The following is a 25,100-nucleotide window of genomic DNA, read 5'->3' as shown; positions in this document are numbered from 1 at the left end:
GACTTCTCCCGTGTCTCGGCTCAAAGCCCAGGCTACGACGTTACTGACGGCGTGCCAATAGCTCGCCTGGGGCGTGCCACCAGCATCGCACAGGAGACGACGGCCGCAAGGACACCGAGAAGCGGGGCCATCCAGACCGGCAGTACCCCGATCGCCAGCGAGCCCAGCCCGAAGCCCGACGCCTGCACGGTGAACGCCAGCGAGAACCCCTCCGACCGGCGGCGTTCCGGCAACAGCTTCTGCAGGTTGACCGACGAGACCGCCATCAGCGGACCGGTGCAGAGCCCGATCAGAGCGACCCCGCCGAGCAGCCCGGCCCAGCCGAGGCCCGCCGACACCACGAGCCCGCCGAGCACGAAACCGGCAGGGAACAGCCGCGGATCGCCGAGCTTCCCTCGCGCCGCGTACAGCGCGCTCCCGGCCAGGCTGGCGGCACACAACACGACGATGACGATCGCCGCCGCCGAATCGGGGGCGGCGAGGCGCTGGACGAGTGGCAGCAGCCCGACCTCGATGGTCGACAGCAGGAGCCCGACGGTGAACAGGCCCGCCAGCCAGGGCACGCACGCGGCGACCGGGATCGGCTGCCGCTCGACCGTCCTCTGTGGATCTCGCGGAACGGTCCGCCGCGGCACGAGCAGCGCCGCGAGCAGGGCGACGACGGCCATCGCGAGGACCGGGACGACCGGACCGGACGTCGCCAGGAGCGCCACCAGCAATGGCCCGCCGACGATGACGCCTTCGAGGATCATCGCGTCGATCGAAACGGCCCTCGGCAGTTCCTCTTCGGTCACCGTCCCGGCGAGCAGCGTCCGGAAGCCACCGTTCAAACCGCCCGCGACCAGTCCCGGCGGGATCGCCAGCGCGAGCAGCACCCAGTCCGGCGCTCCGGTCGAAGCGACCGCGGCCAGCAGGAACAGTCCCGCGGCGACCAGCGGAAGCAGCACGACGAGACCGCGTGCGGGTCCGACGCGGTCGAGCAGCCGCCCGGTAGGCACGGCGCCGACCATCTCGGCGGCGACGAACACGGCCATCATGATCCCGCCGAGCCGGTACGAACCGGTCGTCGCGGTGGTCAGCACGGTGAAGGCCAGCGGCGCCATCATGGCGGGCAGCCGGTTCAGCTGGACCCCCGCCGACCAGCGCCAGTACCCGGAATTACGCAGCAACGTCATGCCACGAACACTGCCGAACCCGGCCTGGTCGAACCATTGATTAGGGAATAACCTAATCCGATGATCGAGCTGGTCCTGACCGCGGAGAGCGCCAACCGCGTCCGCTTCGGCATCTCCCCGCTCGACGAGACCATGGGCGCGATGCAGACGCTGCTCGGGCGGCGCGGGCATCCGAGTCACCTGCCGTGGCTGCGCGAGGCCGCCGCGAAACTGCCGGACCTGCCCATCGACGGCTTCGCGAAGGTGATGAGCGCGCGGCACTACATCACCGATTTCCTCAGCCCGCCGCCGAGCGGCCCGGAGACCACCGCGTCCGCCCAGCTCGCCGAAATCCGCCGTACGGCGCCGGAGCAGGTCGCGCGCGAACTGTCCAAAGTAGACACAGACCTGAGCGGATTGCCGGAAGATCCCGCCGAGGCAAGGGATCTGCTGGCGTGCCAGATGGAGATCGCCTGGACCGAACTGGTCGAGCCACATTGGCCCCGGATGCGCCGATTCCTGGTCGCCGACATCGAGGAACGCTCGCGCCGCCTGGCCGCCGGTGGTATCGCGCTGGTCCTCGAGGACATCCACCCGCGTGTGCGGCTCGTCGACGACGTCCTGGTGATCGAAATGAAGGAACGCGGCCGTGTCCACCTCGACCGACGAGGATTGCTGCTGATCCCGGGCGTCTTCGCGTGGCCTTCGGTCGGGGTGATCACGATGGAGCCGTGGCAGCCTTCGCTGCTGTACCCGGCTCGCGGGGTGGCCGAACTCTGGTCGGATCCCGAACGTCCGCCCGACGCGCTCGCCGGAGTGCTCGGCAGGACGAAGGCCGCGCTGCTCACGACGCTCAACGAACCCGCGAGCACCAGCGAACTGGCCCGCAGACTGGGCTTCTCGGCGCCGACGGTCTCGCAGCATCTGACCGCGATGCGCGCGGCGGGCCTGCTCGAAACCCGGCGGCGCGGCCGCGAAGTCCGCTACCGGCGCACCGAACTTGGCGACGCACTGCTCCGGGCATAGGCTGGAATCGAGCTACCGCGAAGGAGAACACCGATGCGTATCGTCCACTTTGGACACGCTTGCACCCTTCTGGAGACCGAGGGCGCGCGGATCCTGATCGACCCCGGCACCTTCTCGGCGGGCTTCGAGGGTGAACGTGAGCTGGACGCCGTCCTGATCACCCACCAGCATTTCGACCACCTCGACATGGACAGGCTCCCCGCGCTGCTGGCGGCGAATCCCGGCGTGCGGCTGATCGTCGATCCGGGTTCCGCCGAAGCGGTGGGGAAGATCGGCGCCGAGTTCCAGATCGCGAACCCCGGTGACGCCTTCGAAATCGGGTCCAGCGGCATCAACGTCGTCGGTGGCGAGCACGCGGTGATCCACGAGGAGATCCCGGTGATCCCGAACGTCGGCTACCTCGTCGACCACGGCGCGTTCTACCACCCCGGCGACTCGTTCTTCGTGCCGGAACAGAAGATCGACGTCCTCGGCCTGCCCACCGGCGCCCCGTGGCTCAAGGCCGGCGAGGCGGTCGACTACCTGCGTGCGGTGTCGCCGCGCCTCGCCGTCCCGATCCACGAAGCCGTCCTCGCGCGGCCGCAGATGCACTACGGCCTGTTCGCCGACCTCGCCCCGGAAGGCACCGAGGTGAAGGTGCTCGACGTCGGAGAGCCGGTAAAGATTTAGCCAGCCAGGCGAAGCCTGCCCGTTGAGGGAGGCGGTGGGGCGTGGTCCGGGTTAGGCCCGGTACGCGAGTTTCCGCACCAGGATCTCCGCCGGTCCCCGATACGACCGGCGGTGCATCAGGTAAGCGACGACGACCGTCAGCAGCCACACGCCGAGCCCGCAGGCGGCCGCGACGAACGTGCTGCCGCCCAGTCCCAGCATGAACGGTGGCGCCAGGATCAGCCACGCCACCGACTGGAACAGGTAGGCGCTCAGCGTGCGCTGGCCGAGCGCGGAGATCGCGGTGACCACGACACCGCGGCGCTTCTTGCCGACCGCCATGCCGACGAGCCCGAACAAACTGACGTAACCGATCGCGCCGAACAGACCGGCGCCTTCGTACATCAGCTTGGCGAGCCCGGCGGTTCCTTCGTCGAAGCCGACGTAGTCACCGGCGAAAAGGCTCATCGGCAGCGCGCCCGCGATCGCGACGCCGAAACCGCCGAACACGCCGAAGAGGAGCAGCTTCCGGTTCGGCTCCTCCAGCACGCGTTTCTTCGCGGCCCAGGCGCCCACCCAGACGAAGAGGATGGACGACAGCAGGACCGCCGTGGTCATCGGCCATTCGACGAGCCGTTCCCGCACGGCGTCGCCGTAGGTCGGCGCCAAGGACGAGGCGCCCTCGATGGACGGGACCGGCGCGCTCCCGGAGTTCCCGGTGAGCACCAGGTACATCAGCACGGCGAGGTAGCAGACACCGAACCCCAGGTACACCACCGGTATCCGATAGAAACCCTTGCCACGCTTCAGAAGCAGCAGGGTGAACACCACGCCGATCACACCGTACGCGCCGAGCACGTCGCCGGAGAAGAACAGCACGCCGTCGACGGCGCCGAAAACCAGGAGCCACGCGTGACGACGGAGCAGGACGCCACGCGTCCGCGGCCATGGCTGCCCCAACGCCTCCTGGCGGTCGGCGAACTGCACCATCCCGTAGCCCAGCATCATGCCGAACAGCGGCAGCGCGCACGCGTGGACGAGCAGGAACAGCAGCACGAAGTACGGCCGTTCCAAGCCTTCCGGCGTCTGATCGACGCCCGGCGTGTTGCCGAGGAAGATGCTCGCGGTATGCGCCAGCGCCACGAGCAGGAGCGCGAAACCCCTGGCCAGGTCCGGGGCGAGCACTCGCTCGCTCGTCGGTGTCGATGTCATGGTTCCCCCTTTAGTATCCAACGTACACTAATTAATGTCCGATGGATACTAAAGGCGGGAGAGGTGCGTTGTCAGCTCGGGTCGACGAGCGCGGCGATGCCGTCGAGCACGACGCCGAGACCGAAGTCGAAGTCGGAGTTCTGTTCGGAGTCACCCAGCCCCGAGGTCAGGAAGCCCGCCGCGTCGGGAAAACGTCCGGGGTCGATCAGCTCGGCGAGGCCTTTGCCGTAGGCCTGCTCCGCCTGCGCCTGACTCAGCCCGCTGTCCTTCCTGCCGTCGGCGAGCTGGATGGCCTGCGCGCACGCGAGGCGGACGTAGCCGCCGACCAGCACCAGGACCCCGCCCTTGGTGCCCCAGTCGAGGCCCGTGTCGCGCAGCGTCCGCAGGATCGCGTCCATCCACGCGACCGCGTGCGGCCCGGCAGGAGGGCCGGCGAGCGGCAGCTCGACCAGCCACGGGTGCTTCATCAGGACATCGCGGTTGGCCTCGGCCAACGTGGTCAGCTCGGCTCGCCAATCACCGGCGGGCTCCACCGTCGGCGGATCGCCGATGGCGAAATCGGCCATCAGCTCCAGCAGCTCCGCCTTCGAACCGATGTGGCGGTACAGGGACATCTTCGTGACGCCCAGGTCCTTCGCCACGCTCGCCAGCGTCACGTTCGCGACGCCTTCGCGATCGGCGAGGTCCACCGCGGCCGCCACGACGCTGTCGATGTCGAGTACGGACGGCCTGCCGCGTGTCGGACGCTCCGCTCGCCGCCAGAGCCGCATCAGCGTCGCCGGTGCGTCCCCCTCGTCGGTCATCCCGACAATTTAACCCGCGTTCGCGAGAGCGAGCCGTAGGTGGTTCCGAATGCGCGGTTCTCCAGCGAGACGTCGACGGCGTCGAGGAACGCCTGCCGCAGCCCCGGCCGGGCGAGGTCCGCGGCGTCGATGCCGAGCCGGACGAGCCCGCCGCGGCGCGCGGCCCTGGCGGCGGCCAGCACGAGCGCGAAACACCGGACGGTCTCCGTCCGGTGCGACGGCCCGCCGAACTCCTGCACCCTGGCGCGCTGGACCTGGCCGGATACCAGATCCCGCACCGAGACCAGGTCCGCGCACAGCGTGAACCCGTGCTCGCGCAGGGCCTGCAGAGTGCCCTCGGACGCGATCCAGCGCGGCGGCGCGAACCCGTCGACGGCCATGCCGTTGGCGTCGAGCGCCGCCTTCGCCGCGATGAGCCGCAGCCGCGCCTCGTGCGCGGGAAGAGCCGCGAACTCGGCGCGTTTACCCAGGCAGACGGCACGATGGGTGGGCGGGACCTGGTGGTCGTAACCGTGCAGGAGGACGGAGTCGCCGTGGGTACGGCGCGTCCGGACCCACTCGGTCACGGGGCCCTCGCCGGTGCGAGCGGCGTAGAGCACCGACAACGGGACCCTGCGCCGGTCGAGCTCGGCCGCGAGATCGGCACAGCGGTGCAACGTCCGGGTGGTCACGCCGGACAGGGAAACCAGCAAACGTGCATCCACCCCGCCAGTGAGCCAGCCCGGGCTTTCGGCGGACTGACGTCGGAGTGAACTCCGCAGGTCAGGCGGGCCAATCCTGCAGCGACCGGCCGGTGATGCGTTCGTACGACTCGATGTACCTCGCCCGCGTGGCGGCGACGATGTCCTCGGGCAGGCGCGGTGACCCCGGTCTGTCCCGGCGATGCCAGCCGGACGCGGGACTGGTGAGCCAGTCCCGCAGGGGCTGCTTGTCGAACGACGGCTGCGGGCGGTCCGGCGCGTATCCACCGGCGGGCCAGTAGCGCGAGGAATCCGGGGTCAGGACCTCGTCTGCGAGCACGAGGTTCCCCTCGCGGTCGATGCCGAATTCGAGCTTCGTGTCCGCGAGCAGGATGCCGCGTTCGGCGGCGAACTCCGCGCCGCGGCGATACACCGCCAGCGTCGCCTCGCGGACCTCCTCGGCCAGTTCGCGGCCGAGTTGCCCGACGACGTCGGAAAAGGCGATGTTCTCGTCGTGCGAGCCGTGGTCGGCCTTCGTCGCGGGAGTGAAGATCGGTTCGGGGAGCCGGGACGACTCGGTCAGGCCCGGGGGAAGTTCGACGCCGCAAACCCTGCCGCACGCGCGATAATCGGCGAGACCGGTACCGGTGAGATACCCGCGGGCGACGGCTTCGAGCGGCAGCATCGCCAGCCGCCGCACCAGCAGCGCGCGGCCGCGGACCTCGGCGGGGATGCGTTCGTCTTCGTAGGAGACCAGGTGGTTGGGGAGGACATCGGAGAGCAGGGAGAACCAGAACACGCTCATCGCGGTGAGCACCCGCCCCTTGTCCGGGATGGGCGTGTCGAAGACGACGTCGTAGGCGGAGATCCGATCCGAAGTGACGAGCAGCAGATGCTCGTCATCGACGGCGTAGAGCTCACGGACCTTGCCGGCGGCGATCTTCGGGTATTCGAGCGTCGTCACGGCTGCACCCTAGCGATCAAGGATGATGGCTGATCATGCCGATCCACTGCGTTTCGTTCACGACCGACTACGGGCTGAGAGACGGTTTCGTGGCCGCGTGCCACGGCGTGATCGCGCGGATCGCGCCGTCCGTACGGGTGATCGACGTGAGCCACGAGATCCCTCCGCAGCAGGTCAGGACCGGCGCCGAGGTCCTCGCCCAGACCGTGCCGTATCTGCCGGAGTCGGTCCATCTCGCCGTCGTGGACCCCGGCGTCGGCACGGCGCGGCGCGGTGTCGTGGTGGTCACCGAGCGCGGAATGCTCGTCGGCCCGGACAACGGACTTCTCATTCCCGCCGCCGAAACACTCAGCGGGGTGATAGCGGCGTACGAACTCGCGGCCCCGGAGTACCGCCTTCCGGTGACTTCGTCGACGTTCCACGGACGCGACGTCTTCGCCCCCGCGGCGGCGCATCTCGCGCTCGGCGTCGCCCCGGAGGAGTTCGGGCCACGCGTCGGCGATCTCGTGCGCCTGCCGGACCCGTTCGTCGCGGTGTTCCCCGGCAAGCTGGTGGCCGAGGTGCTCACGGTCGACCACTTCGGCAACGTCCAGCTCGCCGCGAGCCCCGCCGACCTCGAACTGGCCGGGCTGTCCGGCACGGTCTCCGTCAGCAGCGAACACGTTCTGGTGAAAGCGCTGGTCGGCGACACCTTCGGCACGGTGCCGCCGGGCCGGAACGTGCTCTACACCGATTCCGCTGGACGGCTCGCGGTCGCCGTGAACGGCGGCTCGGCGTCGGACGTGCTCGGGCTGGGGCCTGCCCAGGAGTGCACGATCACCTCGTCGCCGACGGACACCTGACCCGGGCCGGTCACCGCCATCTTGATCCCGAACGAGACGCCGCCCTCGGGCTCGCGGCGGTAGTCGGCGAGCGAACGGATCGGTTCCGGACCGGCCTTCTCGCCGGTCCCCTGGTCGACCATCGGCACCGTGCAGCGGACGCAGACCTTGGCGTACCCCAGTTCGAGGCCGCCGGCGGTGAGCGAACGGACGTCGTCCTCGCGGTGCGGTTCCGGCCAGCCCGAGACGACGATGTTGGGCCGGAAGCGGTCCATCGGCACGGCCTCGGCGCCGCGCGACGCGATACGCTCGTTCAGACCGTCCAAAGAGGACTCGGAGGTCAGCAGGATCGCGTGCGCGTCGGCGAAGGCCGCGGTGCCGGGGATCTCGCCGTTGGTGACGCGCTCGTGCTCCGGCGCGAGCCCGACGAACACCGACGGCAGGCCGAGGACGGTGGAGAACCACTCGGCGGCCTCGTCACCCTGGCGGACGCCCTTGCCCTGCCAGGTGAACGTCGCCGCGGGATGCTGCGGTCCGTCCGTGACCGTCTCGACCAGGAGATCTTCGACGCCGGGAGCGGCGAGCCGCAGACGGGCGCCGTCGTCCAGGACCTCGGCCCGGATCGCGGCCATCACCGGATGCTTCCGCTGGCTGCGGAACTCACCCTCCGGGGAGACGACCATCCAGGCACGATCGAACCGCAGGCCCGCCCGGGTGACGTCGGCCGTTTCGACCGCCGTCCCGGCGCAGCCCTTGACCGGGTAATAGACCAGCTTCGCCACTCTCGCCATAGCCGCAGGTTAACGACTCAGGCCTCGTGAGTGGTAAGGACGGTTAGAACCGTCCTTACCACTCACGAGACGTGCCCCACCACGCCACCGCCGCCCTTGCTCGCCGGCTCCCTACAACACCTGCGACAGGAACCGCTGCAAACGCTCGCTCCGCGGAGCGTCGAAAATCGCCTCCGGAGCACCCTGTTCGACGATCTTCCCGTCGTCCATGAACGCGACCTCGTCGGCGACGCCACGCGCGAAACCCATCTCGTGGGTGACCACGAGCAGCGTCAGGCCGCGCTCGGCCAGCCCCGCCATCAAGGTGAGGACGCCCTTGACCAGCTCCGGGTCCAGCGCGCTGGTCGCCTCGTCGAACAGCATGACCTCGGGCTCCATGGCGAGCGCCCGCGCGATCGCGACCCGCTGCTGCTGCCCGCCCGAGAGCGCACTCGGCCGGTACGGCGCCTTGTCGGCGAGGCCGACCTCGGCGAGACGGGCCTGCGCGATCTCCGCCGCCTCCTCCTTGCCGAGCTTGCGGACGCTGCGCAGCGGCAGCGTGATGTTGTCCAGAACGCTGCGGTGCCCGAACAGGTTGAAGTGCTGGAACACCATGCCGACCCGCTGCCGCAGCGCGTCCGGGTCGGACGAGATGACGCTCTCGCCGCCCAGCAGCAGGTCGCCCGAGTCGGGCTCCTGAAGGCGGTTCACGCAGCGCAGCAGCGTCGACTTACCGGAGCCGGACGGGCCGATGATGCAGGTCGTGCGGCCCTTCTCGACCTTAAGGTTCACACCCTTCAGCACTTCGAGGGTGCCGAAGGAGACGTGGATGTCGCGGAGCTCGACGCTGGAGGAACGTACGGCGGACGTCATGGCATCGGCACCTTTCCGGTGTTCAGGAGTTCCGGCTCGCCGCCCTCGTCGTCGACCCGGATCTTCTTGCCGGTGCGCAGCTTCTTGTCGATGTAGTTGACCAGATGCGTCAGCGGCACGGTGATCACCAGGTACACCGCACCCGCCGCGACCAGCGGCGACAGGTTTCCGGTGTTCGCCGCGAGGTCCTGCCCGATGCGGAACAGGTCGCGCTGCTCGGCGAGGAAGCCCAGGAAGTACACCAGGCTGGAGTCCTTGACCAGCGCGATGAACTGGTTCACCAGCGCGGGCAGCACCCGCCGCACGCCCTGCGGGATGACGACGAGCGTCATCGCCTTGGTGTAGCTCATGCCCAGCGCGCGGCTGGCCTCCATCTGTCCTTTTTCGACACTCTGGATACCGGCGCGGAAGATCTCGCCGATGTACGCGGCGGCGATCAGGCTGAGCGCGAGAATGCCCAGCGGGTACGGGTTCCGCGACAACGACGGGATGAGGATCCCGCCGCCCTGTCCGATCACCAGGATGGTCAGGATCGCGGGCAGACCGCGGAAGATGTCCGTGTACACCCTGGCCGGCCAGCGCAGCCACGCCTTGCTGGAGAGGCCCATCGTGGCCAGCAGCATGCCGAGCACGGTGCCGATCAGCGCCGAGAACACCGACAGGATCAGCGTGTTCAGCAGACCGGTCCCGAGGAGGTCCGGGAAGACCTCCCAGATGTACTCCCAGTTCAGAAAGCTGTTGAGGAAATCGTCCACTTACTTCTGCCCGGCCTTGAACTCCGCGGGCACCGGCGCGTTCGGCTCGAAGCGCTGGTGCACCTTTTCCCAGGTGCCGTCGGCGATGACCGCCTTGAGCCCGGCGTTGATCTTGCCCGCCAGCTCGGTGTTGCCCTTCTTGACCGCGAACCCGTGCGGGATGGTCGTGGTGATCGCCTTGACCACCTTGAGCTTCGCGTCCGGGTTCTTCGCCGCGTAGTCCTCGGCGGTCGCCTGGTCGAAGATCGCACCGTCGATCGCGCCCGATTTGAGCGCGGCGAGGGCGGCGGCGTCCTGCGGGAACCTGACGGCCTGCGCGGTGGGCGCGTTGGCCGCCAGCCAGCTGTCCGACACCGTGCCCTGCACGACCCCGATCCGCTTACCGGCCAAGGAGTTCTCGTCGGTGATACCGGCGCCTTCGCGGGCCTCGATACCGAGAGACTGGTAGTTGTACGGCGCCGAGAAGTCGACGGTCTTGCGGCGTTCGTCGGTCTGCGAGATCCCCGAGCTGCCGATGTCGAACTTGCCGTTCGCGACCTGGCTCAGCAGGGTCGAGAACTCCGTGGAGACGAACTCGAGTTTCAGGTTCTGGTGCGCGGCGATGGCCTTCAGCAGCTCGTTGTCGAACCCGGTGAACACGCCGTTTTCCTGATAGGCGTTGGGTTTCGAGTCGCTGAGCGTGCCGACGCGCACCGTGCCGGCACTGGCGCTTTCACCGCCGCCGCACGCCGCCAGCACCGCCACCAGGGCGGCACCGACGACGGCGGCGAGTGACTTCTTCATCGTGATCCTCACGCCTTGAACTGGTCCGGGACCGGGGCCGTCGGCAGGAACTTCTCGTGCAGCTTGACCCAGGTGCCGTCGGCGATGACCTGCTTCAGGCCCTCGTTGATCTTGGTGAGCAGCTCGGCGTTGCCCTTCTTCACCGCGAAGCCGTGGGGCACGTCGGTGGTGAAGGACTTGACGACCTTGAGCTTCACGTCGGCGCTCTCCTTGACGTTCGTCTCGGCGATCGCCTGGTCGAGGATGTAGGCGTCGACGGCGCCGCTCTTGAGCGCGGCCAGCGCCGGGGCGTATCCCGGGAAGCGCACGGCCTGCGCGTCGGGCACCGTCGAGGTGAGCCACTTGTCGCCGACGGTCGCCTGGATGACCGCGACCCGCTTGCCGGACAGGCCCTTCTCCTCGGTGATCGGCGAGCCGTCCTTGGTCTGGATGCTCATGACCTCGAAGTTGTACGGGCTGGAGAAGTCGACGTTCTTCTTGCGCTCGTCGGTCTGCGCGATGGCCGAGCTGCCGATGTCGAACTGGTTGTTCGCGACCTGGCCCAGCAGCGACGAGAAGTCGGTCGAGGCGAACTCGAGCTTCAGGTTCTGCTTGGCGGCGATGGCCTTCAGCAGCTCGTTGTCGAAACCGGTGTAGTTGCCGTTCTCGACGTAGATGTTCGGCGGCGCGTCGCTCAGTGTCCCGACGCGCAGGGTCTTCTCGGTGGCGGACTCGCCGCCACCACAGGCGGCGAGCACGGCGACGAGGCCCGCTGCCAGCGTGGCGAGCAAGGTTTTCTTCATGGTTTTCAGACCCCCGCGTTCTGGACGGGCAGGCCGGGGCCGCCCTGTTCGAGTTCCTTGGGCAGCGGCTCGGTCTTGAAGAACTGAGCGTGCAGGCGGGCGACGGTGCCATCCGCCACGGCCTTCGCGAGGCCGTCGTTGAGCTTCTTCAGCAGTTCCTTGTTGTCCTTGCGGACGGCGAACGCGGACGGCGTGTCCTTGGTCTCGACGGTGTAGCCGAACTCCAGCGGCACATCCGGGTTCTGGTCGATGTACTTCTGCCCGATGTCCTTCGGCACGACCCAGCCGTCGAGGCTGCCCGCCTTGAGCTGCGCGAAACCGGCGTTGTAGTCGGGGAAGCGGACGACGTTGGCGCCCGGGACCTTGCCGCTGGCGAAGTCGTCCTGCACCGACGCCTGCACGACGCCGAGCCGCTTGCCGTCGAAAGCGCCGACGTCCTTGAGGGACGCGCCCTTCTTGGTGAGGATCGTGGTGAACCCGGTGCTGTAGCCGTTGCTGAACGCGACGGTCTTCTTGCGGGCCTCGGTGGTGGAGATCGTGGAGCTGCCGATGTCGAACTTGTTGGAGGCGACGGCGGCGAGCAGGCCGGCGAACTCGGTACCGACGAACTCGACCTCGAAGCCCTCGCGCTTCGCGATGTCGCGCAGCAGCTCGTTGTCGTAGCCGGTGAAGGTGCCGTTCTCCAGGTAGATGGACGGCGGCGCGTCGGTCAGGGTGCCGACCCGCAGCTTCCGGTCGCTCGCGTCACCGGAGCCACAGGCGGCGAGGGCGAGGGTGGCCGCTCCGGCCGTGACGACGGCGACGAATTTCGACAGCGTGGATCTCATCGCTTCTTCCGTGGGTTTCGGCGCGCAAGGCGCGATACAAACACGCCAGGCCGCCTCATGGGCGGCCTGGCGCTCCGGGTTCAGCGATCGAGATTAGGCATTTCGCCCGATCGAGTAACTTCGTCTCACTCTGTGAACGCCCCGTGGTGGGGCTGCTCACACGTCAGAGGATCGGTGCCGGCGAGTAGCCCGCAGCCTTCGGGAAACGCTCCAGAATGCCTGCGACGCGCGACGCGATCGCGGCCACCTGACGGGGCGCGACACCGGTGAACGAGATCCGGTCCGCGAGGAGTTTGTCCAGCTCACCGCGGTCGAGCGGGATACGCTCGTCGGCGGCGAGCCGGTCGAGGAGGTCGTTCTCCGCCAGCCCCTGCTCCCGCATCGCGAGCGCGACGCCGACGGCGTTCTCCTTGATCGCCTCGTGAGCGGTTTCACGCCCGACACCCGCGCGGACCGAGGCCATGAGCACCTTGGTGGTCGCGAGGAACGGCAGATAGCGATCGAGCTCACGTCCGATGACCGCCGGGAAGGCGCCGAATTCGGCCAGCACCGTGAGGAAGGTCTCCAGCAGGCCGTCGAGCGCGAAGAACGCGTCGGGCAGCGCGACCCGGCGGACGACGGAGTCGGACACGTCGCCTTCGTTCCACTGGTCGCCGGCGAGTTCGCCGATCATCGACAGGTAGCCGCGCAGGACCACGGCGAGCCCGTTGACGCGCTCACACGAACGGGTGTTCATCTTGTGCGGCATGGCCGACGAGCCGACCTGCCCGGGCTTGAAGCCCTCGGTGACCAGCTCGTGGCCCGCCATCAGGCGGATCGTCTTCGCGAGGCTCGACGGGGCGGCCGCGAGCTGGACGACGGTGGACAGCACGTCGAAGTCGAGCGAGCGCGGGTACACCTGGCCGACGCTGGTGAACACGTTCTCGAAACCGAGGTGGGCCGCGACCCGCGACTCCAGTTCGTCCAAAGTGGACTCGTCGCCGAGCAGGTCGAGCATGTCCTGCGCGGTGCCGACCGGGCCCTTGATCCCGCGCAGCGGGTAGCGGCCGATGAGGTTTTCGAGCCGGTCGAAGGCGACCAGCAGTTCGTCCGCGGCGGTGGCGAAGCGCTTGCCCAGCGTCGTCGCCTGCGCTGCGACGTTGTGCGAACGACCTGCCATCACCGTGTCGGCGTGCTCGACCGCGATCGCGGCCAGCCGGGCCAGCACCGCCCCGACGCGGCCGCGCACCAGCTCCAGCGAACGCAGCACCTGCAGCTGCTCGACGTTCTCGGTCAGGTCGCGCGACGTCATGCCCTTGTGGACGTGCTCGTGCCCGGCGAGCGCGTTGAACTCCTCGATGCGGGCCTTCACGTCGTGCCGGGTGACCCGCTCGCGCGCGGCGATCGAGTCGAGGTCGACCTGCTCCAGCACGCGTTCGTAGTCGGCGACGACACCGTCCGGCACCTCGACGCCGAGGTCGGCCTGCGCGCGGAGCACGGCGAGCCAGAGCTCACGCTCCAGCACGACCTTGCGTTCCGGGGACCACAGTTCGACCAGCTCAGGCGAGGCGTAGCGGCCGGCGAGCACGTTGGGGATGCGGGGCTTGTCCGTCACGCGGCCAGACTAACCCGCCCCGCGTTTCGTCCTCTGAACGCGGTAGTTGGCGTCACGAACCACCGCATTCAGAGGACGAAACGCGGGAGTTCAGGCGAGGGCGGCCTGCAGCATCCGGGCGGCGGCGGCCCGAGGCTCCGGGTCGACCTCGATCAGCGCATTGACCACGGCACCGTCGACGAGGGCGACGAGCCGCTCCAGCTCGGTGGAGTCCACAGGCGTGCCGGAGCGCGCGAAGATCTCGTGGAGCAGCTCGTACAGCTGCGCGGACAGCGTCCGCATCAGCGGGCGGAGGTACGGGCGGCGGCCTGTCCCGACGAGGCGTTCGTAGCGCAGGAGGACCGCTTCGGCGTCGGCCTCGCGATCCGGGCGGAGCGGACCGAGGAGCATGTCCAGCACCAGGTCGACGGTGGCCTCGACACCGCGGTTGCGGGTCGCCAGCTCGTCGAGACGTCGCCGTCCGGTCTCCAATTCCACCTTCGCGTGATGTTCCACCGCGGCGGTGACCAGCTCTTCGAGCGAATCGAAGTAGTACGTCGTCGAAGCCAGCGGCAACCCCGCGCGTTCGGCGACCGCACGATGCCGCACGGCGTCGAAACCGCCCTCGGCCAGCAGCGACGCGGCGGCCTCGATGAGTTCGGCACGGCGTCGCTCACCCTTTGGCGTGGTCGCTGCGGCGGTCATGGCGGGCTATTTTGCCAGCTCGGTCAGTAGCGGGCGGCGAGCACGCCGACCAGCCTGTCGACGTCGGACTCGGGGAAGGCGGGCCTGCCCGAGCCGTCGCCGAGGCTCACCACGACCACAAGAGAGCCCTTGGGGGTGGTCCGCCGCGCCTCGGCCGCTCCGGTGGGCATCACCGGGACGGACGAGCCCGCCGGGTAAACCGCGGCGGAGACCGTGCCGCCCGGCACCTGGAACCCCGCGGACCTGGCTCCCGTCGTACAGAGGTCGCCGGGCGTCGACTTGGCGACATCCACGGGGACCGGGAGCTCGCCAGCGAGGGCGGTGGCGAGCTCCCGGTCCACCTGGTCGCACCCGTAGGTGCCTTCGGCCGTCTTCTGGCCGGTCCTCTCTGGCCCGCCGCCCCCCTGCTGAGGCGGCGGGTTCGAGAAGTTCGAGGGGTCCCCGCTATCAAGAGGACGTGCGGACTGCGCCCCGGGTTGCTCCGCGGAAGCCGCTTCGTTGTCGGATTTGACCGCGCTCCCCGTCTGGAGCTCGGTTCCGCCGAGCACGCCGGACATGCCCACTCCGGCCAAGGCCAAAACCACCGCACTACAGGCCACCGCGATACCGTTTCGGCGTCGAGCGGTGGCGCGTTTGGAGGCGCGGACCACGTCGGCGGTATCGAAGGTCGGCGACGGCGCTTCGCCGGGGGCGTCACGGAACAACGCCTTCAGGTCATTCTCGTCCATCCCGTGCCACCTCCTCCTTCTCCATGACCTGCCTGAGGTTCGCCAGCCCGCGCGCGGTCTGGCTCTTCACGTTTCCTTCGCTGCAGCCGAGCGCCTTCGCCGCCGCACCGACGTCCAGCCCCTCGAAGAACCTGAGCACCAGCACGGCCCGTTGCTTCGGGGGCACTTCGCGCAACGCGGCCAGCAGGTCTTCCCTGGTGACGACCTGTTCGCCGAGGTCGAAGCCGTCCTGCGGCGGCTCGGGCAGCTCCTCGGTCTGCCACTCCCGCCGCCACGGCCGCCTCGACTCGTCGATGGCCGCCCTGACCAGCGTCTTCCGTACGTAGGCGTCGGTCGCCGCCCGTTCTCTGATCTTCTTCCACCTCCGGTGCAGCGCGACGAACGCCGTCTGCGCGAGGTCGTCCGCACGATGCCAGTCACCGCAGAGCATGTACGCGGTCCTGCGCACGGAGTCCCGCTTCGCGGCGAAGTACTCCGCGAACTCTTGTTCGTCGCGCTGGTTCACGCGGTTTTTGTCTCCGCTCTTGCCTCGTCGGTGGGTAGGACGGAACCGGGGGCGTCCACGGTTGCATGAGCGGGCGTGGCGGACCAGCCGGGGAGGAGATTCATGGCGGGCCCGTCGATGTGATGTGATCGTACCGTGACCTCGCGCTCTCTCCCGCAGATCGATTTCCGCTCCGACACCGTGACCCGGCCGGACGACGTCATGCGCCAGGCCATGGCGAAGGCCGAGGTCGGCGACAATGTCCTCGACGGCGACCCGACCGTCGGCGCGTTGGAACAGCGCGCCGCGAAACTGCTCGGCATGCCCGCCGCGCTCTGGACACCGACCGGGACCATGGCGAACCTGATCGCGCTGAGCAGCCATCTCCAGCGCGGCGACCGGTTCCTCGCGCCGCGCGGCGCGCACGTGATCACCGACGAACTCGGGTCCGCCGCCTGGCTCGCGGGTGGTATGCCGGAGCCGCTGGAACACGACGCCGGACCGGGCCGTCCGACGCCGGAGACGCTTTCGGCCGCGATCGGCGTCCCGCGCGGGCCGTACTACGCGATGCGCACGCCGCTGCTGTGCCTGGAGAACACGCACAACACGGCCGGTGGCGCGGTCACCCCGCCCGACGAACACGCCCAGCTGGTCGCGGTGGCGAAGGAGGCCGGGCTGACCGTGCACCTCGACGGCGCCCGCATCTGGCACGCGTCGGTCGCGCTGGGGATCCCGCCCGCGGCGCTCACGGTCGGCGTCGACACCGTTTCCGCTTGCTTCTCCAAGGGACTCGGCGCGCCCGTCGGCTCGGTGGTGGCGGGCAGCACGGAGTTCGTCGAGAAGGCACGGCGGATGCGCCAGATGCTCGGCGGCGGCATCCGCCAGGGCGGCGTGCTGGCCGCGGCCTGCATGGTCGCGCTGGATCGCATCGGCGACCTCGCCGAGACGCACGAGAACGCGACACGGCTCGCGACCGGGCTCGCGGAGCACGGCTGGGAGGTCAACACTCCCGAAACCAATATCGTGCAAGTGACCGCTCCCGACCTCGAAGGCAGGCTGGCGTGGCTGGCCGGGCTCGGGATCCGGACGCTGCCCAGCTCGGGCCGGATCCGGTTCGTGGCGCACCGGGACCTTTCGGCGGCGGACATCGAGGAAACCCTTCAACGCATCAAGACCGGGGGCTGAACGTGAACTGGATCGTCTTCGACTACGGCGACGTCATCAGCGCGCACACCGACGCGCTGCCGACCCTGGCCAAGGCCTTCGGCCTAGAAGTCGCCGACTTCGAACCGCACTACTGGGCCGAACGGGTCCGGTACGACTCCGGCGGCACGGACCTCGAGTACTGGCAGAGCATCGGCCGCGCGCTGGACGTCCCGGTCGACAAGGCGTTCTCCGACGAACTGACCGCCATCGACGTCACCGGCTGGACGCACGTCGAGCCCGACGTGCTCGAACTGCTGGAAGGACTGCACGAGGCGGGCGCGGCGCTCGCGCTGCTCTCGAACGCGTCGTCCACCTTCGGCCGCTGGGTGCGCGAGCAGGAGTGGGCGAAGCTGTTCCGCGTGAAGCTCTTTTCGGGTGACCTCGGCTGCATGAAGCCCGACGCGAAGATCTACCGGATCCTGCTCGCCGAACTCGGCGCCGAACCGGCCGACTGCCTGTTCTTCGACGACCGACAGTCCAATGTGGACGGTGCGCGGGCGGTCGGGATGCGGGCGGAACGCTGGGTCGGCGTGACCACGGCGAAATCCGGCTTCGGCTCTTCGGAGGAATAATTCACCCTCGCCGCTCATCCGCTTACGCGCGGTGAAGCGGATGACCTACGCTGAACTCGTCCGAACCGATTCACCCCCGGTAGGTGCCCATGTCCGCGGATCAACGCCCGTTCGTGCCCGTCGATTTCGACCGGCCGAGCATCGCGCGGGTCTTCGACGCACTGATGGGCGGCCAGGACAACTACGAGGCCGACCGGGTGGTGCTGCGCCAGATCCTGGAGCTCGCGCCGGAATCCCAGGCGATGGCCAAGGAGGTCCGGCACTGGCTGGTCCGGACCGTGCGGTACCTGACCGACCGGGAAGGCATCGACCAGTTCCTCGACCTCGGTTCCGGCTTCCCGACCGTGGAGAACACGCACCAGGTCGCGCAGCGGTACAACCCCGAGGCGCAGGTCGTCTACGTCGATCACGATCCGGTGGTCCAGGCGCACGGCCGCGCGCTGCTGGCGGCGAACGACTTCGCGCATATGACGGCCGCCGACCTCACCGAACCGGCCGAGGTCATCGAGGAGCTCGCCCGCACCCACCGGCTGGAGTTCGACCGGCCGATCGGGCTGATCCTGTGCGCGATCGTCCACCACATCCCGGATCTCGACGAGGCGCGGAAGATCGTCCGCGCCTACGTCGACGCGCTGGCGCCGGGCTCGTTCGTCGCGCTGCTGCACCAGCACAATCCCGCCGACGGCTCCGAAGCGGCCGACATCGCGACGTCACTCGAGAAACGCTTCGACGGCACAGGGCTGGACACGCTGTACCGGACGCGCGAGGAGATCGAGTCCTTCTTCGAGGGACTCGATCTCATGGAGCCCGGCCTGACCTATCCGCACCTGTGGTGGCCGGACGGGCCGCGCTTCACCCCGCTTTCGCCCGTGAACTTCACGTCGCTCGGCGGGGTGGCGCGTAAGCCCTAACGGCGGAGTTGCTTCGGGGTGCCCTTCCCCTTGATGGCGCCGTACGCGGCCGTGCCGAGGAAGACCGCGCCGCCGATGACGGCGATCCAAAAGACGGCCTTCACGAGGAAACCGAGCACGGATCCGAGCACCATGAAGGCCACCCAAGCCAGGATCAGCCCGCCGACGATCTTCCAGAACATGGCATCCTCCGATTGCCTCACCGTGCCCGTGCGGGCCCGGTGAGTCCAGGTTGTCAGGCGGAGCTCGCGAGCGCCTTCGTTCTGCCTAACGTTCAGGGTGAATTCCGGGTTCCCCCTGAGCGAGCCAGTCGCCGAGCCTGCGGACGCCCTCGTCGATGTCCTCGCGCGAGCCCGCGAAGGAGAACCGCACGAACCGGCCGCCGTCGCTCACGTCGAAGTCGATCCCGGGAGCGATCGCGACACCGGTGTCGGCGAGGAGCCGCTGGCACCAGCTGAGGCTGTCGTTCGTGTACGCGGAGACGTCGGCGTAGGCGTAGAAGGCGCCTTCGGCCGGCGCGAGTTTGTCGATGCCGATGCCTTTGAGGCCGGCGAAGAGCACGTCGCGGTTGGCCCGGTAGCGCTCGACGTGGCCGTTGGCCTCCGCGTACGCCTCCGGGGTGAACGCGGCGACCGCGGCGTGCTGGGAGACCGCGGGCGGGCAGATGGTGAAGTTGCCGGTCAGGACGTCGATCGCGCGATGCAGCCGCTGGGGCGCGAGCATCCAGCCGAGCCGCCAGCCGGTCATGGCGAAGTACTTGGAGAACGAGCCGAGGACGAGCGCCTCGTCGCCGTACTGCCAGGCGCAATCGAGTCCGGCGCCGTAGGAGATCCCGTGGTAGATCTCGTCGCTGATCAGCTGCACGCCGTGTGACGCGCACCAGCCGCTGATCGCCGCCAGTTCACCCGGCGGCAGGACGGTGCCGGTTGGATTGCTCGGGCTGGCCACGATCAGCCCCTTGATCGGCCCCAGTTCGTCGAGCAGCGCGACGGTCGGCTGGAAGTTCGTCTCGGCCCCGGTGGCGAACTCGACGACCTCGCAACCGAGCACCTTCAACAGGTTCCGGTAGGCCGGATAGCCGGGACGCGCCATCGCGACCCGGTCGCCCGCCTCGAAGGCGCTGAGGAACGAGAGCAGGAAGCCGCCGGAGGAACCGGTCGTCATGATGACGTCCTGCGGGCTCACGTCGACCGGGTAGGTGCGGTTGTAGTGCTCCGCGACGGCCTCACGCAGTTCCGGGATGCCGAGTTGCTCAGTGTAGCCGAGGTTGTGGTCCTTCAGCGCCCGCTGCGCCGCTTCGAGCACGGGCCGCGGCGCCGGCGCGGACGGCTGCCCCGCGAGCAGTGGGACCAGGTCCCCGTGGCTGCGCTGCCGCGCCTGCGCGGCCGAAAGGACGTCCATGACGTGGAACGGCGGGACGGCGGAACGTGCGGCAGGGCCAGGGAAGGACATGCGGGTGAGGCTAACTTGCCTGCGAGGAGAACCCATCGAGGGCGTGGGTGGCCCAGTCGGCGTGGCGGCCAGCCCCTCCGTCGGTCGTGAGTGGCGTTTCGGGTTCTAGCCCGAAACGCCACTCATGACCCCCTCGCCAAACCGGGCAAATCACCCAAGTCGGACACTGTCACCGCGGAAAAAGTCCGTAATGAACAGTTGGAAAGGTGCCTGGTCGGCGAGTCCCGCCCCTACCGCCAACTCCGGCACGCCACGTTTGCCTTACCCTCTATAACCCGAAACGACACTCACGAGGTCGCTAGTAGCCCTGGTACCCGCCGCCGCCGGCCATGGACTTCAGCCCCGGGTGCCCCTCGAAGCCGCCGTATCGCGAGAACGTGTACCGGACGCCCGCGATGATGTTGTCCACCGGGTTGTAGATGTCGTCGTGCCCGGGAAGCTTGTGCGCGTTGAAGGTCGGGTCGATGCACTGCATCAACCCCTTGGACGGCGTGCCCTTCGCCGCGTTGGAGTCCCAGTTGTTGATGGCGTTGGGGTTACCGCCGGACTCCTTCTCGATGATCGTCCAGATCTTCTGGATATCCGCCTCGGTCACCGGGATCCCGTTGGCCTGCAGGATCTTGATGGCCTCCTGGATCCACTGCTGGACGTTGCCCGGCGGCGTCGTCGACGGCGGGCCACCGCTCGGCCCGAGGCCGCCGCCCCCACCGCCACCGCCGCCTCCTCCACCGCCGCCACCGCCTCCGGCGTGGAGACCGCCGGTGCGCTTGGGGACGCTGCCGTCCTTGCCGGGCATCGGGACCTTCGAGTAGCCGCCCTCGATGTCCTTCTTCATCAGCTCTTGGGACTTCTGGATCATCTGGTTGGCCTGGTCGAGCAGGCCCTTGACCCGGGTGTCGGCGTCGCCGGCGATCTTGTTGATGTCGGTCTTGGCCTTCTGGATGATCTCGTCGGCCGAAGGGCTCGGCGCCGGCTTGTGATCCTTCTCGGCCTGCGCGGCGGCCTGGATCGCCGCGTTCTTGTCCGTCTCCGCCTGGGTGTTCCGCTTGTTGATCGCTTCCTCGGCGCCCTTGTAGGCGTCGGCGACCTGGGTCTTGATGTTGCCGAGATCGGCGTGGACACGGTCGAGGTCGTCGACGACCTTGCCCAGCTGCTCTTCGACGTTCTTCCCGGCCTTGGTGATCGACTTGACGTACTCGAAGAAGGCGTCCGCGGCGGGCCCGGCCCAGACCCCGCCGTTCAACGCTTGGGTCGAGTTGGACAACGCCGCGCTGTGGTCGCCCGCGTTGTCAGCGGCCGTCTTGAACTGCTTCGAGGCATTCTGAATGGCGGCCAGGTTCACCTTTTCGATCTGCTCGGCCTTCTTGACCAGTTCGCCCCAGCCGTCCGGCACCCCGGCGCCGACACCGTTCAAACCCACTGCTCAAGCCCCCTTGTTCTCCGGCCCCCGGCCTGGCGAATCGTCACAGGTCTCCGTGCACCTTCAGGTTGTCCACGTGGACCGCTTCGGTCTCCTTGATCAGCCCCGCCGCCTTTCGCAGCACGAAGGCGGTGGCCTCCATCAGCTGACCGGCCGAATCGAATTCGTTGTGGACTCCCTGTTTGAACTTGCCGACCGCGCCCTGCGCGTCGCCGTGCTCGTCCACTCCGCCGAAGGGGCTTTCCTTCTCGTCATCCATCCCGGTGACGCCTTTTTTGGTCTTCTCGAACTCGTCCTTGAGCTTCTCCACCTGACCGGCGGCGATCCCCATGGATTCCGGGTCGTACACAGGCACGGTTCGTCATCCCCTTCACGGAAAAACTCGTATCCGCCCGATCAGACGCGCGGCCGATCAGGACGGTTCCCGCGCATACTTTAAGACCTCGGCAGTAAGGCGTGCGCGTATCCACGCCAACTTCCACCCCGCCGATATCGGCTTCGCGAAACAGCCGAATCGGGCAAGTCAGAAATCGGCGACTTCCCGGATCCGGGTCGCCAGCAACTGGTTGTCCGCCGGGGTGATGGTCGCCCAATCCCGCCCGTCCCGGTTCCGCGCGACCTGGAACAGGTACCGTCCCGCGTCCGTGTCGTAGAAGGCGACCACGCTGTCCGCGCGCCGGGGACGGCCGTCGCGGCCCGCGCGTTCGACACCGAACTGGCCGCGCGCCTCCTGGCCGAGCAGCATGCCCGCCACCTCCTGGGCCTGCCAGAGGGGCACGTCCAGGTCTTCCAGCGCGGTGACCAGGGCTTTCGCGTCGCCGCGGGCGGCGGCGTCGGCCTGGACGAGGACGTCGTGCGGGATGCTGATCGACTGGCCGACGCCGGGGCCGAGATCACCCGCGACCGAGACCGCGGCCTCGGCGAGGGAGCTCTCCCTGGCGGGGATCAGCCACACCTGACCGGAGTCGATCACGCCGAGCAAGGCCTGGTTGCCGACGCTCACCGCCTGGCCCTTGATCTCACGGTCGGTCCACACCCAGACGTCGATCGCGACGCGGGGGTGCGCGAACAGGTTCAGCATGTCGACCAGCTCGCCCGACGCCTGGTGTCCCCGCGCGAGACCTCGCGCGCGCAGGGATTCCCAGGCCTCTTCGATCAGCGCCGCCCGCTCCGTGTGGGTCGTTCCGGGGCTCGGCACGTCGAGTGCGACATGGCGGCCGGGCAGCCGTTCGGCTTCCCAGAGCATTTCGAACTCGAGTGCGGACAGCACCAGGCTGCCGTTGTCGTTCGGCACAGGTTCAGCGCGCTTCCCGGTTGCCGTGGTCACCGATCACGTCCGGCGAAACCAGCCGCTCGTCGGTGAACAGATCCTTGTCGTCGACGCCGTAACGCCTGATGTGCTCCGCGTCCTCTTCGACGTCCTGGGTGGCCGCGCGCTCCATGAACTTCGACTCGGGCTTCGGCTGCTTCGCGCCGATCTTCTCCGAGCGCCGCATGGCCTCCTCTTCGGGAAGCTCGCCGATCGGGAGCTGGCGGGTCGGCTTCACGCCGCCTTCCTGACGGGGACGGCGGTCGCGTTCCCTGTCGCCGCTCAGCGCACCACCGGCGACACCGGCGCCGAGCGCCGCGGCACCGGCACCCAGGTCGCCCGCGGCCGGGCCGGTGATCTTCGGGACGGCGGGGAAACCGCGGCCGGATTCGTTGCCGGGGGCCATCGGCGCCTGCGGTCCGGAGCCGACCGAGCGGCCCTTGCCGAGCGCCTGGTCGCCGCCCGCGCCACCACCGACGTTGCCGAAGACACCGGGACCCGAACTGGAGCCCGGGCCCTTGCCGACAGCGCTGTCGAGACCGGGGCCGGTGCCGAACGCTTTGCCGACCGGCTGCGCCGACGTGGTGCTGTTCGGCGGCGCGCTGCCGGTGGACTGACCCGGCGGGACGTTCGGGGTGTTCGGCGCGCCCGGCGGAACGAACGGCGGCGAGGTCGGCGAGCCGGTGACCGGGTACGACGGCCTGCCCTGTTCGGGCTGCGGGGACGGCCGGTTCGGCGTCACCCAGCCGGCCCCCTGCGAGGGAGCCGGCCTCGACGTACCGGACGGCGTGGTCGGGGCGGCGGCCGCGGGAGCCGTGGCCCCGGCGTTCGGCGCCGACGCACCGGTTTTGCGTGCCGTCCCTCCGCCCATGGCGACGCCGTAGGCAGGGGTCGGCGCGTCGTAGGACGGCGCCTTCGGGTTGCCGACGGGCTGCGCGACCGGCGGCACGTACTTCGATTCGACGGCGGCCGACGCGGGCCGCACACTGCCGTCCGGGGTCAGGTCCGTGGCCGTGCCCGCCAGGTCGAGCGGGGCGGAACCACCACCCGCTCCGGCGGCCGTCGTGGTCTGGGTCAGGTTCATCGCCTGCGGGTCGGCCAGCGTGTCGGTCGACAGCAGGTTCTCGCCGCTCGTCTTGGCGTAGTCGTTCAACGCCTCCTGTGCCTGCGCCCGCGCGTTGTTCGCGGCGCTGACACTCTTGGCGTGGTCGGTCTCGAACCCGATGAGACTCAGGACGACGTCACCGATGGTCAGGCCGCCGGCGCCCTTCCGGACCACTTCCGGATCCGGGAGCTTGTGCAGGGTCCGGTTGAAGGCCTCACCCTGCGCGAAGATCATCTCCGCGGAGTGCGAGACCTTCGAGTTCGCGTCCTGGGAGAAGCCGGCCTGTTCGGTGAACACCTGACCGGCGGCACCACCGGCCTCGCTCTGCCATTCCACGCCGAGCTTGCCCAGCTCGTCACGCAGCGTCTTGTCGGTGTCCGCGAGCGCGCCCGCGACGGATTTCAACGCGTCGACGGCGATACCGATACTGCCGGTGCCGTCACCGCTGCGGAAGCGTTCGATCTCGGTCGCGATCCCGGTGTCGGTGTAGCCGTCGAACCGAAGATCGCGGAGCCTGCCCGCGAGGTCGGAAACGTTCACGCCGCCCTCCCTAGTTGCGTGCTTTCAAGGTCTGCAAAGCCGAATCGGCCGCCTGTGCGGACATTTCGCACAGCTGCGGCATGGTGAACGCGCCGGCGGTGACGGCGACCGCCCGCACCGCCAGCGTCTGTCCCTGAGCGACACCCACGAGCGTTTCGCAGTCGCCCGGCGTGCCGGCGTCACGGTGGTTCCGGATGGCCGGGAACCCGCCGACCGCCGTCGGTTCCGTCGTCATGCTGTTCTTGCGGCGCTTGCCGGTGAACCACTCTTCGACGTCCGCGGTGATCGTGCGGACGTAATAGCCATGGAAGGGCTGCGCGGCGTCCGAGTCGAGGACACAGGTCGGGCCGTCGATCGGTTCCGCCGCCGCGCGCGGTTTGCTGTTGATCTTGAGCTGGTCGAGCTGCGGATCGGTGAGCAGGGCACACGGATCGACGCCCTGCAGGCTCAGTTCGGCGGGCCTGGCAGGCAGTGCCGACGCTTTGGCGCCCTGCGTGGCCGAGGCCAGCGCGGGTTCGTCGGGGAACGCCTGCCCGCCCGTGTCCGTGGCGCATCCGGCCAGCACGAGGGTGAGCACCCCGCCGGTCACCAGCACACGAGGCCTACGCCCGGTGTACACCACGGTCCCCGAACGCGGCGGCCTTGTCCGCATCACTGGTCTTGTACTCCTTGGCCGCCGTGCGGAGCTGATTGACCAGGCCCCGCAGACCGGCCACGTACGCCCGGACCTGCGCGGCGTACGACTGGTCGCCGTCGGCCACGAGCTCGTTCCAGACGCTGGTCGCGTGCACGCTCACGGTGTCGTTGGCCGGAGTGTCGATCCGCAGCTGGTCGAGCCGCGTCATGAGCTTGTCCTGCAACGCGTCGACCTGCTCTTCGACGATCTTCGCCACTTCGAGCAGCTTCGACGGGTCGACTCTGATGTCGGCCACCGACGGTGGCGTCGGGACCGCCGACGTGAGGTCCTGGACCTTGCTCGATGCTGCCATTCCCCACC

Annotated in this window: 29 protein-coding genes; 6 read left to right on the top strand and 23 right to left on the bottom strand. The window is 68.9% G+C overall.

Features of this window, described 5'->3' with window-relative positions:
* Nucleotides 1-32: 32 nt before the first annotated feature.
* Nucleotides 33-1,175, bottom strand: a complete 1,143-nt coding sequence (locus tag AC0685_RS04220; RefSeq protein WP_478224222.1) for an MFS transporter — start codon at nucleotides 1,173-1,175, stop codon at nucleotides 33-35.
* Between the two features lie 60 nt (nucleotides 1,176-1,235).
* Between AC0685_RS04220 and AC0685_RS04215 the strand changes: the two genes are divergently transcribed.
* Both AC0685_RS04215 and AC0685_RS04210 read left to right on the top strand, forming a co-directional pair.
* Nucleotides 1,236-2,180, top strand: coding sequence for an ArsR/SmtB family transcription factor (locus AC0685_RS04215; RefSeq protein ID WP_478224221.1), 945 nt, complete (start codon nucleotides 1,236-1,238; stop codon nucleotides 2,178-2,180).
* 33 nt (nucleotides 2,181-2,213) lie between these two features.
* On the top strand, nucleotides 2,214-2,849 hold the full coding sequence (locus AC0685_RS04210; protein WP_478224220.1) for an MBL fold metallo-hydrolase: 636 nt from the start codon (nucleotides 2,214-2,216) through the stop codon (nucleotides 2,847-2,849).
* A gap of 51 nt (nucleotides 2,850-2,900) precedes the next feature.
* Here AC0685_RS04210 and AC0685_RS04205 read toward each other — a convergent pair whose 3' ends face one another.
* The 4 genes from AC0685_RS04205 to AC0685_RS04190 form a co-directional block, all read right to left on the bottom strand.
* The gene (locus tag AC0685_RS04205; RefSeq protein ID WP_478224219.1) at nucleotides 2,901-4,040 is read right to left on the bottom strand and encodes a DUF418 domain-containing protein; all 1,140 of its coding nucleotides are present in this window, start codon (nucleotides 4,038-4,040) and stop codon (nucleotides 2,901-2,903) included.
* A gap of 71 nt (nucleotides 4,041-4,111) precedes the next feature.
* A complete protein-coding gene (locus tag AC0685_RS04200) occupies nucleotides 4,112-4,843 on the bottom strand; it encodes a TetR/AcrR family transcriptional regulator (protein ID WP_478224218.1) in 732 nt (243 codons plus the stop codon).
* Nucleotides 4,840-5,547, bottom strand: a complete 708-nt coding sequence (locus AC0685_RS04195; protein WP_478224217.1) for a DUF2334 domain-containing protein — start codon at nucleotides 5,545-5,547, stop codon at nucleotides 4,840-4,842. Before AC0685_RS04195 ends, AC0685_RS04200 begins: the two co-directional genes overlap by 4 nt.
* Nucleotides 5,548-5,605: 58 nt before the next feature.
* Nucleotides 5,606-6,487 carry a phosphoribosylaminoimidazolesuccinocarboxamide synthase gene (locus AC0685_RS04190; protein ID WP_478224216.1) on the bottom strand — a complete coding sequence of 294 codons (882 nt, stop codon included), beginning with the start codon at nucleotides 6,485-6,487 and terminating at the stop codon, nucleotides 5,606-5,608.
* A 35-nt stretch (nucleotides 6,488-6,522) separates the two neighbouring features.
* On the opposite strand from AC0685_RS04190, the gene AC0685_RS04185 reads away from it, so the two are divergent.
* Nucleotides 6,523-7,329, top strand: a complete 807-nt coding sequence (locus tag AC0685_RS04185; protein ID WP_478224215.1) for an SAM hydrolase/SAM-dependent halogenase family protein — start codon at nucleotides 6,523-6,525, stop codon at nucleotides 7,327-7,329.
* Here the strand turns inward: AC0685_RS04185 and AC0685_RS04180 are convergent.
* The 10 genes from AC0685_RS04180 to AC0685_RS04135 form a co-directional block, all read right to left on the bottom strand.
* Complete coding sequence (locus AC0685_RS04180; RefSeq protein WP_478224214.1) at nucleotides 7,212-8,099, bottom strand: MOSC domain-containing protein; 888 nt, start codon at nucleotides 8,097-8,099, stop codon at nucleotides 7,212-7,214. The two genes, AC0685_RS04185 and AC0685_RS04180, sit on opposite strands and share 118 nt — an antisense overlap.
* 111 nt (nucleotides 8,100-8,210) lie before the next feature.
* On the bottom strand, nucleotides 8,211-8,951 hold the full coding sequence (locus AC0685_RS04175) for an amino acid ABC transporter ATP-binding protein (RefSeq protein ID WP_478224213.1): 741 nt from the start codon (nucleotides 8,949-8,951) through the stop codon (nucleotides 8,211-8,213).
* A complete protein-coding gene (locus AC0685_RS04170; RefSeq protein WP_478224212.1) occupies nucleotides 8,948-9,706 on the bottom strand; it encodes an amino acid ABC transporter permease in 759 nt (252 codons plus the stop codon). Before AC0685_RS04170 ends, AC0685_RS04175 begins: the two co-directional genes overlap by 4 nt.
* Nucleotides 9,707-10,489, bottom strand: a complete 783-nt coding sequence (locus AC0685_RS04165; RefSeq protein ID WP_478224211.1) for an ABC transporter substrate-binding protein — start codon at nucleotides 10,487-10,489, stop codon at nucleotides 9,707-9,709.
* An 8-nt stretch (nucleotides 10,490-10,497) separates the two neighbouring features.
* Entirely contained in the window at nucleotides 10,498-11,271 is a 774-nt protein-coding gene (locus AC0685_RS04160) for an ABC transporter substrate-binding protein (protein WP_478224210.1), read from the bottom strand.
* Between the two features lie 5 nt (nucleotides 11,272-11,276).
* Nucleotides 11,277-12,098 carry a substrate-binding periplasmic protein gene (locus tag AC0685_RS04155; protein WP_478224209.1) on the bottom strand — a complete coding sequence of 274 codons (822 nt, stop codon included), beginning with the start codon at nucleotides 12,096-12,098 and terminating at the stop codon, nucleotides 11,277-11,279.
* A 163-nt stretch (nucleotides 12,099-12,261) separates the two neighbouring features.
* On the bottom strand, nucleotides 12,262-13,692 hold the full coding sequence (gene purB / locus AC0685_RS04150; protein ID WP_478224208.1) for an adenylosuccinate lyase: 1,431 nt from the start codon (nucleotides 13,690-13,692) through the stop codon (nucleotides 12,262-12,264).
* A gap of 90 nt (nucleotides 13,693-13,782) precedes the next feature.
* Entirely contained in the window at nucleotides 13,783-14,376 is a 594-nt protein-coding gene (locus AC0685_RS04145; protein WP_126736253.1) for a TetR/AcrR family transcriptional regulator, read from the bottom strand.
* A 23-nt stretch (nucleotides 14,377-14,399) separates the two neighbouring features.
* Nucleotides 14,400-15,104 carry a hypothetical protein gene (locus AC0685_RS04140; RefSeq protein WP_478224207.1) on the bottom strand — a complete coding sequence of 235 codons (705 nt, stop codon included), beginning with the start codon at nucleotides 15,102-15,104 and terminating at the stop codon, nucleotides 14,400-14,402.
* The gene (locus AC0685_RS04135; protein ID WP_005152531.1) at nucleotides 15,091-15,609 is read right to left on the bottom strand and encodes a SigE family RNA polymerase sigma factor; all 519 of its coding nucleotides are present in this window, start codon (nucleotides 15,607-15,609) and stop codon (nucleotides 15,091-15,093) included. Before AC0685_RS04135 ends, AC0685_RS04140 begins: the two co-directional genes overlap by 14 nt.
* A 135-nt stretch (nucleotides 15,610-15,744) precedes the next feature.
* Between AC0685_RS04135 and AC0685_RS04130 the strand changes: the two genes are divergently transcribed.
* From AC0685_RS04130 to AC0685_RS04120, 3 genes are all read left to right on the top strand, one after another.
* On the top strand, nucleotides 15,745-16,773 hold the full coding sequence (locus tag AC0685_RS04130; protein ID WP_478224206.1) for a threonine aldolase family protein: 1,029 nt from the start codon (nucleotides 15,745-15,747) through the stop codon (nucleotides 16,771-16,773).
* Nucleotides 16,774-16,775: 2 nt separating this feature from the next.
* Entirely contained in the window at nucleotides 16,776-17,366 is a 591-nt protein-coding gene (locus AC0685_RS04125; protein ID WP_125679605.1) for an HAD family hydrolase, read from the top strand.
* An 89-nt stretch (nucleotides 17,367-17,455) separates the two neighbouring features.
* The gene (locus AC0685_RS04120; protein WP_478224205.1) at nucleotides 17,456-18,277 is read left to right on the top strand and encodes an SAM-dependent methyltransferase; all 822 of its coding nucleotides are present in this window, start codon (nucleotides 17,456-17,458) and stop codon (nucleotides 18,275-18,277) included.
* Here AC0685_RS04120 and AC0685_RS04115 read toward each other — a convergent pair.
* The 8 genes from AC0685_RS04115 to AC0685_RS04080 form a co-directional block, all read right to left on the bottom strand.
* Entirely contained in the window at nucleotides 18,274-18,459 is a 186-nt protein-coding gene (locus tag AC0685_RS04115) for a hypothetical protein (RefSeq protein ID WP_007032516.1), read from the bottom strand. The two genes, AC0685_RS04120 and AC0685_RS04115, sit on opposite strands and share 4 nt — an antisense overlap.
* Nucleotides 18,460-18,544: 85 nt before the next feature.
* Nucleotides 18,545-19,729, bottom strand: coding sequence for a pyridoxal phosphate-dependent aminotransferase (locus AC0685_RS04110; RefSeq protein WP_478224204.1), 1,185 nt, complete (start codon nucleotides 19,727-19,729; stop codon nucleotides 18,545-18,547).
* A 298-nt stretch (nucleotides 19,730-20,027) separates the two neighbouring features.
* Nucleotides 20,028-21,149 carry a transglycosylase SLT domain-containing protein gene (locus AC0685_RS04105; RefSeq protein WP_478224203.1) on the bottom strand — a complete coding sequence of 374 codons (1,122 nt, stop codon included), beginning with the start codon at nucleotides 21,147-21,149 and terminating at the stop codon, nucleotides 20,028-20,030.
* Nucleotides 21,150-21,192: 43 nt separating this feature from the next.
* Complete coding sequence (locus AC0685_RS04100; protein ID WP_340686231.1) at nucleotides 21,193-21,504, bottom strand: hypothetical protein; 312 nt, start codon at nucleotides 21,502-21,504, stop codon at nucleotides 21,193-21,195.
* Nucleotides 21,505-21,672: 168 nt separating this feature from the next.
* On the bottom strand, nucleotides 21,673-22,443 hold the full coding sequence (locus AC0685_RS04095) for an ESX secretion-associated protein EspG (RefSeq protein ID WP_340686230.1): 771 nt from the start codon (nucleotides 22,441-22,443) through the stop codon (nucleotides 21,673-21,675).
* A 4-nt stretch (nucleotides 22,444-22,447) separates the two neighbouring features.
* On the bottom strand, nucleotides 22,448-24,103 hold the full coding sequence (locus tag AC0685_RS04090) for a hypothetical protein (protein ID WP_478224202.1): 1,656 nt from the start codon (nucleotides 24,101-24,103) through the stop codon (nucleotides 22,448-22,450).
* 10 nt (nucleotides 24,104-24,113) lie between these two features.
* Complete coding sequence (locus AC0685_RS04085; protein WP_478224201.1) at nucleotides 24,114-24,755, bottom strand: DUF3558 domain-containing protein; 642 nt, start codon at nucleotides 24,753-24,755, stop codon at nucleotides 24,114-24,116.
* Nucleotides 24,706-25,092, bottom strand: coding sequence for a PE domain-containing protein (locus AC0685_RS04080; RefSeq protein ID WP_034312497.1), 387 nt, complete (start codon nucleotides 25,090-25,092; stop codon nucleotides 24,706-24,708). The genes AC0685_RS04085 and AC0685_RS04080 overlap by 50 nt, the downstream gene beginning before the upstream one ends.
* Nucleotides 25,093-25,100: the final 8 nt, after the last annotated feature.

It is taken from the genome of Amycolatopsis sp. NPDC043889, from assembly GCF_056435645.1.
The sequence above is the reverse complement of the archived record's forward strand: the minus strand, read 5'-3'. Positions and strand labels throughout refer to the sequence as shown.